14 protein-coding genes are annotated in these 16662 nt (G+C 30.5%); 8 read left to right on the top strand and 6 right to left on the bottom strand.

All coding sequences use genetic code 11. The features are described 5' to 3' along the window. Positions 1-25 precede the first annotated feature (25 nt). The 4 genes from eno (at position 26) to H574_RS0108580 (ending at position 5121) form a co-directional block, all read left to right on the top strand. A complete protein-coding gene (gene eno / locus H574_RS0108595) occupies positions 26-1318 on the top strand; it encodes a phosphopyruvate hydratase (protein WP_027880186.1) in 1293 nt (430 codons plus the stop codon). Between the two features lie 174 nt (positions 1319-1492). Further along, positions 1493-2779, top strand: coding sequence for a citrate synthase (locus H574_RS0108590; protein ID WP_027880185.1), 1287 nt, complete (start codon positions 1493-1495; stop codon positions 2777-2779). Positions 2780-2843: 64 nt separating this feature from the next. Further along, a complete protein-coding gene (locus tag H574_RS0108585) occupies positions 2844-3758 on the top strand; it encodes a dimethylarginine dimethylaminohydrolase family protein (RefSeq protein ID WP_027880184.1) in 915 nt (304 codons plus the stop codon). A 61-nt stretch (positions 3759-3819) separates the two neighbouring features. After that, a complete protein-coding gene (locus H574_RS0108580) occupies positions 3820-5121 on the top strand; it encodes a hypothetical protein (protein WP_027880183.1) in 1302 nt (433 codons plus the stop codon). Between the two features lie 63 nt (positions 5122-5184). Here the strand turns inward: H574_RS0108580 and H574_RS0108575 are convergent, their stop codons facing one another. The 3 genes from H574_RS0108575 to H574_RS0108565 form a co-directional block, all read right to left on the bottom strand. Beyond that, the gene (locus H574_RS0108575) at positions 5185-7470 is read right to left on the bottom strand and encodes a TonB-dependent receptor plug domain-containing protein (RefSeq protein ID WP_027880182.1); all 2286 of its coding nucleotides are present in this window, start codon (positions 7468-7470) and stop codon (positions 5185-5187) included. Continuing rightward, complete coding sequence (locus tag H574_RS0108570) at positions 7463-8356, bottom strand: FecR family protein (protein ID WP_027880181.1); 894 nt, start codon at positions 8354-8356, stop codon at positions 7463-7465. Before H574_RS0108570 ends, H574_RS0108575 begins: the two co-directional genes overlap by 8 nt. A gap of 75 nt (positions 8357-8431) precedes the next feature. After that, positions 8432-8947 carry an RNA polymerase sigma factor gene (locus H574_RS0108565; protein WP_027880180.1) on the bottom strand — a complete coding sequence of 172 codons (516 nt, stop codon included), beginning with the start codon at positions 8945-8947 and terminating at the stop codon, positions 8432-8434. Between the two features lie 143 nt (positions 8948-9090). Between H574_RS0108565 and H574_RS14420 the strand changes: the two genes are divergently transcribed. From H574_RS14420 to H574_RS0108545, 4 genes are all read left to right on the top strand, one after another. After that, complete coding sequence (locus H574_RS14420) at positions 9091-11490, top strand: hypothetical protein (protein WP_051169864.1); 2400 nt, start codon at positions 9091-9093, stop codon at positions 11488-11490. Positions 11491-11622: 132 nt separating this feature from the next. Next, complete coding sequence (gene ffh / locus H574_RS0108555) at positions 11623-12951, top strand: signal recognition particle protein (protein ID WP_027880179.1); 1329 nt, start codon at positions 11623-11625, stop codon at positions 12949-12951. A 72-nt stretch (positions 12952-13023) separates the two neighbouring features. After that, entirely contained in the window at positions 13024-13914 is an 891-nt protein-coding gene (locus H574_RS0108550) for a bifunctional 5,10-methylenetetrahydrofolate dehydrogenase/5,10-methenyltetrahydrofolate cyclohydrolase (RefSeq protein ID WP_027880178.1), read from the top strand. A gap of 41 nt (positions 13915-13955) precedes the next feature. Further along, positions 13956-14651 (top strand): YwaF family protein, encoded by a 696-nt coding sequence (locus H574_RS0108545; protein WP_027880177.1) that lies wholly within the window; start codon positions 13956-13958, stop codon positions 14649-14651. Position 14652: 1 nt separating this feature from the next. On the opposite strand, the gene rluF is transcribed toward H574_RS0108545, so the two are convergent. From rluF to H574_RS0108530, 3 genes are read right to left on the bottom strand one after another with little or no spacing between them, the layout of a single operon-like run. Then, complete coding sequence (rluF, locus tag H574_RS0108540) at positions 14653-15420, bottom strand: 23S rRNA pseudouridine(2604) synthase RluF (RefSeq protein ID WP_027880176.1); 768 nt, start codon at positions 15418-15420, stop codon at positions 14653-14655. A 2-nt stretch (positions 15421-15422) separates the two neighbouring features. Further along, the gene (locus H574_RS0108535) at positions 15423-16262 is read right to left on the bottom strand and encodes an alpha/beta hydrolase (protein ID WP_027880175.1); all 840 of its coding nucleotides are present in this window, start codon (positions 16260-16262) and stop codon (positions 15423-15425) included. Between the two features lie 3 nt (positions 16263-16265). After that, entirely contained in the window at positions 16266-16640 is a 375-nt protein-coding gene (locus H574_RS0108530) for a cupin domain-containing protein (RefSeq protein ID WP_027880174.1), read from the bottom strand. Between the last annotated feature and the right edge of the window lie 22 nt (positions 16641-16662).

Here is a 16662-nt window from a genome sequence, read left to right as displayed (position 1 = left end):
AGATAATTAACTAAAAATTAAATATATGAGTATTATAATTAATGTTCACGCAAGACAAATTTTTGATTCAAGAGGAAATCCAACAGTAGAGGTAGATGTTGAAACAGAAAACGGGTTTTTAGGTAGAGCAGCAGTTCCTTCTGGTGCTTCAACAGGAGAACATGAAGCGGTAGAGCTTAGAGATGGTGGCGATAAATATATGGGTAAAGGTGTAACTAAAGCAGTAGATAATGTTAATAATATTTTAGCAGAAGAACTGCTTGGTGTCAACGTTTTTGAACAAAACTATATTGACACATTAATGTGTAAAATAGATGGTACACCTAATAAATCTAAATTAGGTGCAAACGCTATTTTAGGTGTGTCTTTAGCAGTAGCAAAAGCAGCAGCAGCAGAATTAGGTATGCCTCTTTACAGATACGTAGGTGGTGTTAGTGCAAACACTTTACCTGTACCAATGATGAATATCATTAACGGTGGATCACACAGTGATGCTCCAATCGCATTTCAAGAGTTTATGGTTATGCCTGTAAAAGCAAAAAACTTTTCACATGCATTACAAATGGGAACAGAAATATTCCATAATCTTAAAAAAGTTTTACACGACAGAAACTTAAGTACAGCAGTAGGAGATGAAGGAGGTTTTGCTCCAACACTAGACGGTACAGAAGATGCATTAGACACAATTGCAAAAGCTGTTAAAAATGCAGGTTATAATTTAGGAGATGATGTAATGATTGCATTAGATTGTGCTGCTGCAGAATTTTATGTAGATGGAAAATACGATTACTCAAAATTTGAAGGCAAATCAGGAAAAGTAAGAACAAGCCAAGAGCAAGCAGATTACTTAGCAGAATTAGCAGGCAAATATCCAATTATTTCTATAGAAGATGGTATGGACGAAAATGATTGGGAAGGTTGGAAGTATTTAACTGAAAAAATTGGAGATAAAGTACAGTTAGTTGGTGACGATTTATATGTAACAAATGTAGAGCGTTTATCTAGAGGAATTGACCAAGATATAGCCAATTCAATTTTAATTAAAGTAAACCAAATTGGTACTTTAACCGAAACTATTGCAGCTGTAAATATGGCTCATAATGCTGGCTATACTTCAGTAATGTCTCATAGATCAGGAGAAACAGAAGATAACACAATTGCTGATTTAGCAGTTGCATTAAACTGTGGTCAAATTAAAACAGGATCAGCATCTCGTAGTGACCGTATGGCTAAATACAATCAATTACTTCGCATAGAAGAAGAGCTAGGAGATGTAGCTTATTATCCAAAAGAAAAGGCTTTTAAAGTAAACAGATAATTACTTTTTCTTATAAAAACTATAGAAAACTCTCATCTAAAATGATGAGAGTTTTTTTTTGATAATAAATAACTATATCAATATAGCAAAATCCATGTTAATACGCTTTAAAAAACGGCTTAGTTTTCGTACTTTTACAGCACTTATTTTAACTAAATTATACAAATATTATATATGTCAAATACAGCAATTCTAGAGATTAATGGTGAAAAACACGAATTTCCATTAATTGTAGGTACAGAAAATGAAATAGGAATAGATATTAAAACACTTAGAGGTGTAACCGGTGGCGTTACAACAATAGACCCAGGATACAAAAATACTGGTTCTTGCGAAAGTGCTATTACATTTCTAAATGGTGAAGAAGGTGTATTAAGATATAGAGGTTATGCTATAGAAGATCTTGCAGAAAAAGCAGACTTTTTAGAAGTTGCTTACTTACTAATTTTTGGTAATTTACCAACACAAGAGCAATTAGATAAATTTCATGCAGATATTAAGAAAGAATCTGTAGTAGATGATGATATAAAGAAAATATTAGATGCCTTTCCTAAGACGGCTCATCCAATGGGTGTTTTAGCATCTTTAACAAGTGCTTTAACAGCGTTTAATCCTTCTTCTGTAAATGTTGATTCAGAAGATGATATGTACAATGCTATTGTTAAAATCTTAGGTAAATTTCCTGTGCTTGTAGCATGGACAATGCGTAAAAAGCAAGGATTGCCATTAAATTATGGTAGTGAAGATTTAGGTTACGTAGAAAACATTTTAAAAATGATGTTTGAAAAACCTAACAAACCATATGAGCAAAATGATATTTTAATCAATGCATTAGATAAATTATTAATCTTGCACGCAGATCATGAGCAAAACTGTTCTACATCTACAGTTAGAATTGTAGGTTCTTCTCACGCAGGTTTATTTGCTTCGTTATCAGCTGGTATTTCTGCTCTTTGGGGACCACTTCACGGTGGAGCAAATCAAGCAGTTTTAGAAATGCTTGAAGGAATTAAAGAAGACGGTGGTGATACTAAAAAATATATGGCTAAGGCAAAAGACAAAGAAGATCCTTTCCGTTTAATGGGCTTTGGTCACCGTGTTTATAAAAACTTTGACCCAAGAGCAAAAATCATCAAAAAAGCTGCAGACGAAGTTTTAGGAGACTTAGGTGTAGAAGATCCTGTATTAGATATTGCAAAAGGATTAGCTGAAGAAGCATTAAGCGATGACTACTTTGTAAAACGTAAGTTATATCCAAACGTAGATTTTTATTCAGGAATTATCTATAGAGCAATGGGCATACCTGTAGAAATGTTTACAGTAATGTTTGCTTTAGGACGTTTACCAGGTTGGATTGCACAATGGAGAGAAATGCGTTTACGTAAAGAACCAATTGGACGTCCAAGACAAATTTACATTGGTGAAAACCATAGAGAATTTAAATCTATTAACGAAAGATAGAACTAATATAACTTTTAAAACAAGCTTCATAATTATTTATGAAGCTTTTTTATATATTTAATTTATGCTACAATTAAACGTAAAAAACGAAACATCTCGGCTTCGAGCTGTAGTTTTAGGCACCGCAAAAAATAATGGTCCAACACCAAAAATAGAAGAAGCTTACGACCCTAAATCTTTAGAACATATTAAAGCAGGAACATATCCAGTTGAAGAAGATATGGTAAAAGAAATGGAAGCTGTCGCTAAAGTTTTTGAAAAATATGATGTAAAAGTATTTAGACCAGAAATAATAGAAAATTGTAACCAAATATTTGCTAGAGATATAGCTTTTGTAATAGACGATGTGTTTGTTAAAGCAAATATTCTTCCTGACCGTGAAAACGAATTAGAAGCAGTACAATATGTAATAGAACAAATAGATCCAAATAAAGTAATACGTCCACCAGAAGAAGCTCATATAGAAGGTGGAGATGTCATGCTTTGGAATGACTATATTTTTATTGGCACTTACAGAGGAGAAGATTATTCAGATTATATAGTTGCTAGGACTAATGAAGCAGGTGTAAATTATATCAAAGAAAAATTTCCTCATAAAAAAGTAAAGAGTTTCGACTTAAATAAATCCCAAACTAATCCTTACGATAATGCGCTGCATTTAGACTGTTGTTTCCAACCTATAGGAACAGATAAAGCGATCTTACATAAAGAAGGGTTTAGAGATGAAACTGAATTTGAATGGTTACTAAATTTCTTCGGAAAAGAAAACTGCTTTATTATTTCTAAAGAAGAAATGTACAATATGAATAGCAACATTTTTTCAATTTCAGAAGATGTTATCATTTCAGAAAAAAACTTTACACGTTTAAATACTTGGCTTAGAGAAAAAGGTTTTACTGTGGAAGAAGTCCCTTACGCAGAAATTGCCAAACAAGAAGGCTTACTACGTTGTAGTACAATGCCATTAATAAGAGACTAATTTTATTTGTAACTGTAAGATATTTCTTTAATTTTGAATTTTTAATCAATAAATTCAAACCATGAAAAAACTTACATTATTATTATTTTTATTAACTGTATCCGTAAAAGCTCAAATTACTTATGAAAGAGGATATTTTATAGATGAAAATGATAATAAAACAGAATGTTTAATAAGAAACTTAGATTGGTCTAACAGTCCAGATAAGTTTATTTATAAATTAAACGAATCGTCAAATTCTCAACAAAAATCTATTAGTTCTGTAAAAGAATTTAGGGTTTATGATACAGACCAATATTATATTAAACATCTTTTAACTCAAGATTTAAAAGACCTTGAGAATAAAATTATTAAAAGAATAGATAATTATATTTTTTTAAAAGTACTATTGATCGGTAAAGCATCTCTTTATAAGTATCAAAACGAAGAAGATTATTTTTTTTATAGTATAGAAGGACAAGCTCCGGAATATTTAAGTCATACAAAATATTTAAAAGAAAAAAATAAGGTTGTAGAAACTCATGACTATAAAAAGAAACTTTATGAAGTTTTATTATGCGATAATTTTACAATGAAAACATTTACAAAGTTGAATTATAGAAATGATGCATTAGTAAATCTTTTCGAAAAATATAATAAATGTATAGATCAAGAATTTAATCAGATATATAAAAAAAGAACAAAAACTATCTATAGATTAAAAGCATTAGGAGGATTAAGTACATATTCAAAAATATCAAATAATTATACTTATAAATATGAATATGGATTAGCACCAAGTACAGGGCTTGATGAATACAGTGTAACAAAAACCTCTGAAAGAGATGTCAATTTCGAAGGAGGATCAAGTATTGCTTTTGGTGTTGAAGCAGAAATTGTCTTACCTATTCAAAGAAATAAATGGAGTGTTTTTATAGCACCTAACTATCAAAATATTTCTAATACAAAATTTGAAGAGTATTTTACACAAGAAGATGGATTAATAGATTTTTCGTACAGATCAAATATATCTTACTCTTTTATAGAGCTACCAATTGGTTTAAGAAATTATATTTTACTTAACGATAAACTAAACCTTTTCCTTCAAGTTGCTTATGTCAGAAATTTTATTTTAAGTTCAGAATATAATCAAGAATTAATACTAGAATCAACGTTTCTTCAAGATTACAATTACTCGATTCTTTCAAAAGAAAATGAAACCAAAAAAAATTCAAGCTTTTTTATTGGTATAGGATGTGAGTATAATAAAAAAATGTCATTGGCTATTAATTACTATCTTTCTAAAAAACATAAAGTAAATGATGAGTTCCAATCAGATATTAAAGGAGGTATTTCATTAATAGCGACTTACAACATATTATAATTTGTAATAAATTATAGTTATATAAAAAGATAAAAAACCACCTTTTTTAGGTGGTTTTTTAAACTAAAATCTAATCTTAAAACTTACATTAGGCGTTATTCCTAAAGATTGATTTTCAATTTTTGAAATTTCTCCGTCATTAATAGTATAGTAAGTATTTATAGTATTTTTTTTGTTTAAAATATTCCAGATAGAAGCACCTAAAATGGCTCTGTTGGTTCCTAAGTTAAACTGATATGTTGCCGAAAAATCTGCTCTTAAATAATCATCTAACCGACTATTGTTTGGAGAGTTATAAATGATAGTGTTATTGTTTGAGTCTTCGTAATTTGGTGTTGTAAAAGGTCTACCAGAATGCCAATTTAAACCTAAAGCTAATTTTAAATCATCAAGAGTAAAAGTACCTGCAAAATCAACAACATGAGTAATGTCAAAGTTGTTAGAGAAAGAAGCTCCTTCATTTAAATCCTCAAAAGTGTAATTGTTTTTAGAGTAGCTATAGCTTAACCAAGTACCAAACTTTTGAAATTGCTTATTTATTAAAAGATCAACACCTTTAATTTCATAATTACCAATTGCATTTACAAATTGATACTGATTTTGAAAACCTTGACTACGTGTAGTAATACCGTCTACGTGTTTAATAAATGCTTCTGCAGTGACTAGTAATTTATTTTTGTTATATGATAAACCAAAGCTTGCTTGTTTACTTTTTACAACCGGAATTGTTGTGTTGTTTGCTAGTACCCAACGACGTTTTTCTATACCTAAAAAGTCTTTTTGTAAATCTATAATTTGAGTGGTGCTTTGACTTTTATACTCAGCAGAAAGTTCTGCTCTAAAATGATTTAAAAACCTCTGGTTTATGTGTAATCTAGGTTCAACTAGATGTAAATTAAATTTTTTAAAATAGTTATCTCTAATTCCTAATCTAACCGAAGTATTTTTATTTTTAGATTGAAATTGAGCTTCTACAAAAACAGAATACGTCCTAATAACACGTTTAATATAACTTTTAAATACAGGGTTATTAACATCTTCTAGGTTACTTATTCCTACTTCTGTAAATTGGAAACCTCCATTAATATTAATACTTGGACTTAAGTTATAATTAACTTGTAACTTTAAACCTCCATCAACTACTTCATTTTCCTGAATCAGGCGTTGATTATTTAAAACATCAAAGTTAGTTGCATCCAAGTCGTAATTAGAATAATAGATTTGAGCAAAGGTATTAAGCCTCTTATTCCATTGTCGCTCGTAAGTTATTCCAGTAGCTATGTTATGCTGTTTTAATTGACTGTTAAAAGTTTCGTTGGTTGTATTAATTGTTGCTTCTTCATTATAATCTAAAGCATTATAAATATTTAAAAAGTTGAATCTTATTTTATCATTTTCAGTTAAATCATAAAGAAATTTTACAGCAGTATCATAAAAGTAGAAATGTTCATCTTTAGAAACTGCAGCATCTTCTGTATTAGTCAAATCGGTATCCTGAAAAACTCGATCAAAATAGTTGTTATAAGTTGGTGTATCTAAAACATCTGTTACAGATCGTCTTGCTGCAATTTGAATTTCAGTCTTTTTGCCTAACGGAATTTTAGCATATCCGTCTGCACTAATCAAATTAAGTCCCATACCAATATTGCTGTCAGAACTTATTTTGTCTGATAGTTGCATATCTACAATACTTGATATACCATCGCCATATTTGGCACTACTCCCGTTTTTAATCACAGAAATTTTATGTGTTAATTGCGGATTAAAAGCCGAAATCAATCCAAAAAAATGTCCAGATTGGTACATTTTAATTCCATCATAAAGAAATAGGTTTTGATCATGTGTGCCACCTCTAACATTAATGTTTGATACAGTTTCGTCTACGCTTAAAACACCAGGTAAAGCTTGAATAGTTTGTAACACATCGGCTTCTATTAAACCTGGTAAAATGCCAAATTGTTTTGGTTTTATATTTATGCTTCCGGTGTTGCTTTTAGATATACCAGACGTCAAATAATTTGTAATTGTAACTTCTTCTAACTGTTGGACAGATGTGTATTCTTCTTTATCATATTTAACTATGGTATAAAATTGTTGATCAATTTTGTTAAACTGAAGATTGGTTTTTAAAGAAATTTCATTTAAAATATGATCTAAAGATTTTTCTGTAGAAATGTATATTAATAGTTTTTTTAAATCTTTATCTGCGTAAGAAAAACTTACTTTATGTTTAGCTTCAATTAAGGATAAAACTTCTGTTAGTGGTCGTTTTTGGTTTTGAGAAAAACCATTAAACAAACACAAAAAATATATGATTATATATGAATAAGTTTTAAGCTTGTTACTCACGCTTTAATATTATGGTTTGATTAGATTTTTTGTAAGTAAGTTGTAAAGGTTGAGTTATTGATTTAAGAGCCAAGTCAAGATTATCATGCGTAAATCTACCTGTAAATAATAAGTCGGTATTAATGTTTTTAGCTTCAACTTTTACGTTGTACTGTCTTTCAAACTCGGCAATAACTTCTTTTAAGGGTAAACTTTTAAATGCACTTGTATTAGATAACCATTGTGGTTTGCTATAATCAGTTTTATTATTAATAACCAAATCGTTTAATACTAAAAACGATTCACCTGGTTTGATTTTGGTTTTGTTATTTTTATAAGTGACTTGCACTAAACCTTCGTAGCAGGTTACTTCAAAAAAGTTATTACGCTGTTTTACATTAAACTCAGTACCTAAAACTGTTACTGTTCCAGTTGTGGTGTTTACGTTAAATGAGCTTCCTTTTTCAACATCAAAAAAAGCTTCTCCTTTAAGGAATATATTTCTGTTGTTTTTCCAGTCACTTTTGTTAAATGTTATGCTTGATAAAGCATTTAAATTTACTTTGGAATTATCTGGTAAGTCTACAGTAATTTTTTCTGAAAAATCTGTAGTAAAAGTAGTATCCAATGTTGTAGTATAATAATATGCACCAAAACATAAAACTAAGATAGCAGCAATTTTTAATACAGGTTGTAACCAATTGGTGTTGCTCTGTTTTTTTGTTTCTATTTTATGTAGTACCTTTTTTAAGGCTTCATCTTCATTAAATTCAGTAGCTTTAAAACCTTTAGAATAGTTAGATAATTTGGTAAGTGCTTCGTAATCTTCAAGCGCTTTAAAAGCTTCTAACTCTTTAGGAGTTAAACTATTGTCTAGCCATTTTTTTATTAAATATTCTTTTTCCATAAATTTCACTTCAATAATATAACAAGTTGGATTTTAAAATTCCTACCTTCACTTTAATCTTTTTAATTAATCATCTTATAAACCTTCTATTTCTTTTCTTAGTTTTTTTAAAGCTCCATAAATACGTTTTTCTACTGCTTTTGTACTTATATCTAAAATTTCAGCAATCTCTTTAAAGCGCTTACCTTCTGTACGATTCATCAAGAAAGCAACACGTTCGGCTTCGGTAAGATTTGCAATAGCGTTTTCTAATTTTTTTCGGTATTGATTTTCTTCCATTAAAAATTCAGGACTTTCGTTGCTATGCTCTTTCGGTTTTATTTTTTGATGCTTTAAAACTACTTTTTGGTGTGCAACTTCGTTAAGCATTAAGTTATTAGCAATAGTGTAGACGTAACTTTTTGCTTTATTTGGCGGTACTTTTTTACAGTTTTCCCATAGTTTAATAAAAGCGTCTTGAACTTTATCTTGTGGGTTTAATCGTTCTCCAAACTTATAATATAAAAAGTCATGTAAATTTTTAGAATGCTTTTTAAAGAAGACTTTAAATAAATTTTGATTGCAAATATTTTTATGTAAATCTTCAGACATTAGATTGGTTATTAGTGATTTCTAAAAAAAAGAAAAATTTTTTAGAAACCCAAGGTAGGAATTTTTTAAACATATCTGTTTTATAATTGAAGCATGGGAAAAACAAGCTTTGAAAAGAAAATATCAATTAAAAAACTACAATTATGAAATCGACCATTAATTTTTTTAAACTAAAACACTTTGTTTACTTGTCGTTTTTAGCATTAATGCTAACAATGTCTTGTCAAAACGAAGAAACCGAAATTATCAATCCTTCAAATGAAGATATAATTGAAGGCGACTCAACAGCTGCTAACTTAATGTTAAGAATGGCTTCTAATGATGGGTCTGAAGATAATATAGTAGATTATGCCAACTGTTTAGAAGTTGTGTTGCCCGTAACTGTTACGGCAAATGGTGTTACAATTACAATACAAAGTGTAGCAGATTATAGTCAATTAGAAAATATTTTAGATGCTTTTACTAATGATGATGATCAGGTAAATATTACATTTCCAATTACTGTGACTTTAAACAATTATACAGAAATTCAAATTACTAGTCAGCAAGAATTAGAAGAGTTAATTGACGATTGTTTAGGAGAAAACGAAGATGATGATGATATAGAATGTATTGACTTTGTATATCCAGTATCCTTTTCAATTTATAATACAGATTTTCAGGTTATCAATACAGTGACAATAAATAACGACGAAGCTTTATATAACTTTTTAGAAGATTTAGACGGACCAATTTTAGCAAGTTTAGACTTTCCTGTAACATTAATAACCGCTTCAGGAAACACTGTAATTGTAAATAATAACCAAGAATTAGAAGTAGCTATAAGCGATGCAGATGGTACATGCGACGAAGATGATGATTACGATTGGAATGACGATGACAATAACTGTACAGACGAAAATGTAGAACTAAACCTAAAAGAATGTTTATGGGATATTTCAAACTATAACAATTCTAATGTGTTTAGCGATTATTACATAGATTTTAATACCAATTACGAATTTTCTGTTTTAAACGAAGCTGGTAATATAATTCATGATGGTAGCTGGTCAGTAACTCAGGACGGAGCAATCATAACTTTAAATTTTACAACAGATTGGGAAGACTTAGCAGGAGATTGGACAATTGTTAATTGTGATGATGAAGACGAGTACAATTTAGATAACGGTCAAATCACAATGCAAATAGAGCAAGACTGTACTGTTAGCAATAATCCATTAGGTTGTTTAGAAGCTAATGATATTGTAAAGTGCGACGAAAACAATGATGGACTAGAAACGTTCAATCTTTATGAAGGTTTAAGTGATATTGATGGTTGTACAATATCAAGTCCCGTACAAGTAAGCTTTCATGAAACTATAGTAGATGCAGAAACTAATGTTAATGCTATACCAAATGTAACCGCATATAGTAATATTTCAAGTCCTCAAACTATTTATGTAAGAATAGAAGTGCTAAATAATCCAAGTCAATTTGAAATTTTAGAACTAGGCTTAATCTTAGAAGATTGTAGTTTAAATTGCACAGCATCAGATGTAAACTCATATTTACAAACCTGTGTGTGGAATGTAGTAAACCTAAACGGAAGTGATAATCTACTCAATTTCAATTTAACTTTTGAAGATAATGCAGATATAGCAATTACAGATACAGATAATGCTAATTCTTACAATGGATATTGGAATGTTACAGAAGAAACTTCTGGCGAAATTATTTTAGAATTAGCCAATATTTCAGGTCCAAATATCCAAGCAATATCAGATTATTGGAGCTTGATTGAGTGTGATTCAGACAGATTAAAATTTGAAAATGCAAGCGGAGAATATCTAATTTTAGAACAATTACCATGTTACACAGAAGCAGATTTATTTAATACAATAACCGAGTGCGATTGGACAGTATATAGCTACATTAATACAGGTGTAGACCAAACTAGTACATATGCTGGGCAAACATTCACTTTTAATGAAAATGAATTTGTTTATGCAGTAGAAGGAGAAACTGTTAACTACGGAAGTTTGTCTGCAGAAAATACAGCTAGCGATCAATTAGTAGTGTTATTTGCAATGCAAGGAACATCTTCAGGATTAGGCGGTTATTACACCGTAACAAGTATAACAGAAGATTATATTATTTTTTCAGCAAATGGAACAACTTTAAAGCTAGAAAAAGAATGTAATAACACCACAGATGGAGATGTTGATCAGATACAAAACTGGTTATATGATGGTGTTTGGCAAATTACATACTCAACTATGGAAGGCGTAGATAACACATCAGATTACTCAGGGATAACTTTTAATTTTTCTGCAGAAGCAAACATTCAAGCAAACAATGCAGGTACTATAACAAATTTACAAGGCGAAGTGGTTAGAGACGAAAACAATAATCTAAGGTATGTAATTAACTACTTAGGGATTTTTCCTTACTGGCAAATGGATGACGATTGGTACATTACAGAAGTTAATAGTAATAGACTAGAATTACACCATGTTAACAATGATAATAACAACGAATTTGTTTTTGTTGTTGAAAAAATGTAAATCCAAATTAGAAATTATATTAAAGACTGTCTTAAAAAAGGCAGTCTTTTTTTATTCAATTAAATCACATTAAGACTTTACAAATACGCTACAAATTGCTATTTTTGTGCTTCTTAAAAAAATAGGAAAATTATGTTTAATAATTTAAGTGAAAAGTTAGATAAAGCATTACACGTATTAAAAGGTCACGGTAGTATTACAGAAGTAAACGTTGCAGAGACTTTAAAAGAAGTAAGACGTGCGCTTTTAGATGCCGATGTTAACTATAAAATTGCTAAAGATTTTACTAAAACAGTAAAAGAAAAAGCACTTGGTCAAGACGTATTAACAACGTTACAACCAGGACAGTTAATGGTTAAAATCGTTAAAGACGAGTTAACCGAACTTATGGGTGGTGATGCAGAAGGTATTAACATGTCTGGTGCGCCAACTGTAATTTTAATGTCAGGTTTACAAGGTTCTGGTAAAACAACCTTTTCGGGTAAACTAGCTAATTACTTAAAAAACAAAAAAACAAAAAAACCTTTATTAGTCGCTTGTGACGTGTATCGTCCAGCAGCGGTAGATCAGTTACACGTAGTTGGTGATCAAATAAAGGTAGATGTTTATAGTGATAAAGGTAATACAGATCCAGTAGCAATTGCTCAAGCAGGTATTGCGCATGCAAAAGCAAATGGACATAATGTGGTAATTATAGATACCGCAGGTCGTTTAGCTGTGGATGAAGCTATGATGACCGAAATCTCTAACATCCATAAAGCTATACAACCACAAGAAACACTATTTGTTGTAGACTCTATGACAGGTCAAGATGCTGTTAATACAGCAAAAGCCTTCAACGATGTATTAAATTTTGATGGTGTAATCTTAACCAAATTAGATGGTGATACACGTGGTGGAGCCGCAATTTCTATTAAATCTGTAGTAAACAAACCAATTAAGTTTATTGGTACAGGAGAGAAGATGGAAGCAATCGATGTCTTCTATCCTTCACGTATGGCAGATCGTATCCTTGGTATGGGTGATGTTGTGTCTTTAGTAGAAAGAGCTCAAGAGCAATTTGACGAGCAAGAAGCAAGAAAATTACAGAAGAAAATAGCTAAAAACCAATTTGGTTTTGACGATTTCTTAAAACAAATCCAGCAAATCAAAAAGATGGGTAACATGAAAGACCTTATCGGAATGATACCAGGAGCTGGAAAAATGATGAAAAATATAGATATAGATGACGATGCTTTTAAAGGTATAGAAGCAATAATTCATTCTATGACTCCAAAAGAACGCGCTAATCCTTCAATTATAAATGCAAGTAGAAAAAAACGTATCGGAAAAGGCTCTGGTACATCTGTTCAAGAAGTCAATCAGTTACTAAAACAGTTTGACCAAATGAGCAAAATGATGAAAATGATGCAAGGTGGCGGCGGAAAACGTATGATGCAAGCAATGAAAAACATGAGGTAACTCATGTTTTTTTGTTTTAAAACAAACAGTAAAATAAGTTAAATTACCAATATTAAATAACAACAACACAACATGACAATTCTTGACGGAAAAAAGGTAAGTAACGACATAAAAAACGAAATTAAAGCTGAAGTCGATAAGATGAAAGCAAATGGCGAAAAAGTGCCACATCTTGCAGCAGTTATTGTAGGTAATGACGGAGCAAGTTTAACCTACGTGGGAAGTAAAGTAAGAGCTTGCGAACGTGTAGGGTTTGAATCTACAATGGTACGTATGTCTAACACAACTAGCGAAATTGAATTACTTGATAAAATAGAAGAGTTAAATGAAAATGATGATATAGACGGATTTATCATTCAATTACCATTACCGCCGCAAATAGATACTCAAAAAGTTTTGATGGCTGTTCACCCAGATAAAGATGTAGATGGGTTTCATCCTATGAATTTTGGTAAAATGGCTTTAGATATGTCAACTTTTATTCCTGCAACTCCATTTGGAATACTAGAATTGTTAGACCGTTATCAAGTAGATACTAAAGGAAAACATACTGTAGTAATTGGTAGGTCGCATATTGTTGGAAGACCGATGAGTATTTTAATGGGACGTAAAGGCTTTCCTGGTAATTCAACCGTAACATTAACGCACAGTCATACTAAAAACATTACACAAATTACAAGTCAAGCAGATATTATTATTTCTGCATTAGGTGTACCAAATTTCTTAAAAGCCGAAATGGTAAAAGACGATGCTGTAATTATTGATGTTGGTATTACACGTGTTCCGGACGAAGAAGCTGCTAAGGGTTATGTTATTACAGGAGATGTAGACTATGAAAATGTAAGTAAAAAAGCAAGTTTTATTACGCCTGTTCCAGGTGGAGTAGGACCAATGACAATTGCCATGCTACTTAAAAACACTTTATTAGCAAGAGAACGACACAGAAAAATAAATAAAAAATAAATGTCTATTTTTAAAACCTGAATTTAATTCAGGTTTTTTTTATGCCTTTAACTCAACGTGTTTTATTTGGAAGTTTAGAACATATACTTCCTATTGTTATTGCTGTAATAGTAACAATTGTTTTAATTCGATTTGCCTTAAATCAAAATACAATAAACCAAAACAAAATATTTAAATATTTAGGTGTTTTTGTTTCTGGCTTTATAGCAGTGTTTCATTTATATCAGATTTGCTTTGGATATTATGATGTTACTTCAGATTTACCTTTGTTTCTGTGTAGTTTTATGGCATTATTCATCTTTATTTTTACTACATCAAGAAGGTTCTGGTTGTTTGAGATATTATTGTTTTGGATAATTTTAGGTACATCTCAAGGTGTTATTACACCAGATATAGAAGTTGGTTTTCCTTCTTTTGACTATTTTAGATATTGGATTGTTCACTTAGGGTTATTAACCATTATCAGTTATGCAATTGTAGTTTTAAAGATGAAACCTAAGTTAAAAAGTGTTTTTAAATCCTTTTTAGTATTACAACTGTATATGGTTGTTTTAATGGTTATAAATTACTTTTTAGAAGCTAATTATTCTTATTTAAATAAAAAACCAATCTCGGGATCTGTGTTAGATTATTTAGGAGGTTGGCCTTATTATATTATCAAAGTACAGTTAATCTTAGTACCTGCATTTATGTTAATTTATTTTCCTTTTTATATCGTAAGTAGAAAGAAAAACTAAATTAATTTTCACGTCTGTTTCTAGATTGCTTTGCTTGAAACGTTTTTGTCGAATCTTCTAAAAGAGTGTTTAAAGTTTTGATTTCATCCTTAGTAAATTCTCGATACTTTCCAACAGGTACGTCTAGTTTTATATTCATTATTCTAACACGTTTTAAGGTTTGTACTTCGTAACCTAAATACGTACACATACGTCTAATTTGACGGTTTAAACCTTGTGTTAAAATTATATTGAAAGTATGACTATCTAACTTTTTAACCTTGCATTTTTTTGTGGTTTTACCTAATTCTTCCAGAGGTATTCCGTTAGACATTCTATTTATAAATGTTTGAGAAATTGGTTTGTCTACGGTAACCACATATTCTTTTTCATGATTGTTGCTAGCACGAAGTATTTTGTTAACAATGTCTCCATCATCAGTCAAAAAAATTAATCCTTCACTAGGTTTGTCCAAACGACCAATAGGGAAGATGCGTTTTGGGTAATTAATAAAGTCTATAATATTGTCTTTTTCAACTTTAGTATCTGTAGTGCAAACAATACCAACAGGTTTATTAAAAGCTAAATAAACAAAACTGTCTTTGTTGTTTTTGATAATTTCTCCATCTACAGCAACAGTATCTTTTGGGGCTACTTTTGTACCCATTTCTGGGACAACTCCATTAATAGTTACACGACCAGCATCAATAAGTTTGTCTGCTTCACGACGTGAGCAGTAACCAGCTTCGCTAAGGTATTTATTAAGTCTTGTTAATTGTTGTTCTTCCAAAATTAGCTGTTTATAAAGTTTAAAATTTCGTCGTCTATACTATCATGTTTTAAACTGTGTCCTAGACCTTCGGTAGTTTTTAAAGTTGAATTTTTATAATGTTTTGCAATTAATTCAGCTTCATCATAATTTATAATTCTGTCTGATTTATCATGGATAATTAATCCTTCTGCTTTTATTTCTTTTGAAAAATTAGCAGAAGAGAAAAATGCAGGTTCTTTATCGTATCTATCAACTACCAAGCGGTTTAATCCATTTTCAATCTTTCTATTGTAGCTTAACATGTTTACATAGTTTTTGAAAATTTTTGTAAACTCTGATGGTGCGCCAAGTAATACCAATTTTTCGATGCTTTTTAATTGATATTTATATTGAAAAAATACTGTAGACATACCACCAACCGAGTGTCCAACAATAACTTTTGGTTGATAATGTGACGCCACAACATTTATAAACTCAGAATATAAAATAGCATTAAATTGAGTACCACTAGATTGTCCATGTGCAGGCGCATCTAAAGCAATAATATTGTGGCCATCCTTATGTAATTTAGTAATTAAAGATTTCCATCGGTAAGTGTTACTCTCCCAACCATGTGCCAATAAAATGGTTTGCTTTTCTCCTTTCCATTGATAGGTTTGTATGGTGTAATCTTCATATTTTAAAGTAGATTGATCTGCTTTTTCTAAAAAGTTTTTATGCGTCTCGTTTAAACGACCTTTACGTGGTGTGGCAAATATATTTAATGCTTTTGTACTAGCATATTTTGGCGCTATATAACTAATGGTGTTTAACGATGTACCAATTATTTTTGGAAGAGCTTTTTTTATTATTTTTTTCATTTTTTACAAGTCTTCTCTGTGTACTAAATCTATTGAAAACGCTGGTGTACAAATAGAAAGATACTCACAAGCTACTGTAAAAGGGTTAGAGTATTGTACTCTTGTGTTTCTTTCAATTTTAATAGATTGTCCAGCTTCTAAAACTACGGTTTCGTCTTCAATAATAAATTGCTTTTTACCTTTTATAATATACGTAAATTCATCGAATTCTGGAGTTTGAAAAGGTTCTGACCAACCAGCAGGTGCAATCATATGCGCAATGCTAATGTCTTTGTTACCATCTGTAGCATGTCCAAAATGCTCTTCTATTAACTTTCCATCAGTTGTAGGAACAATAAAGGGACTATTTTGTATGGTGTATTTTTTAGATGAAGACATTGAGATTTGTTTTATATAAGTT

The sequence above is a fragment of the Mesoflavibacter zeaxanthinifaciens DSM 18436 genome (genome assembly GCF_000422365.1).
Lineage (GTDB): Bacteria > Bacteroidota > Bacteroidia > Flavobacteriales > Flavobacteriaceae > Mesoflavibacter > Mesoflavibacter zeaxanthinifaciens.
Note: the sequence above shows the minus strand (reverse complement) of the source record. Positions and strands in the feature narration are given on the sequence as shown.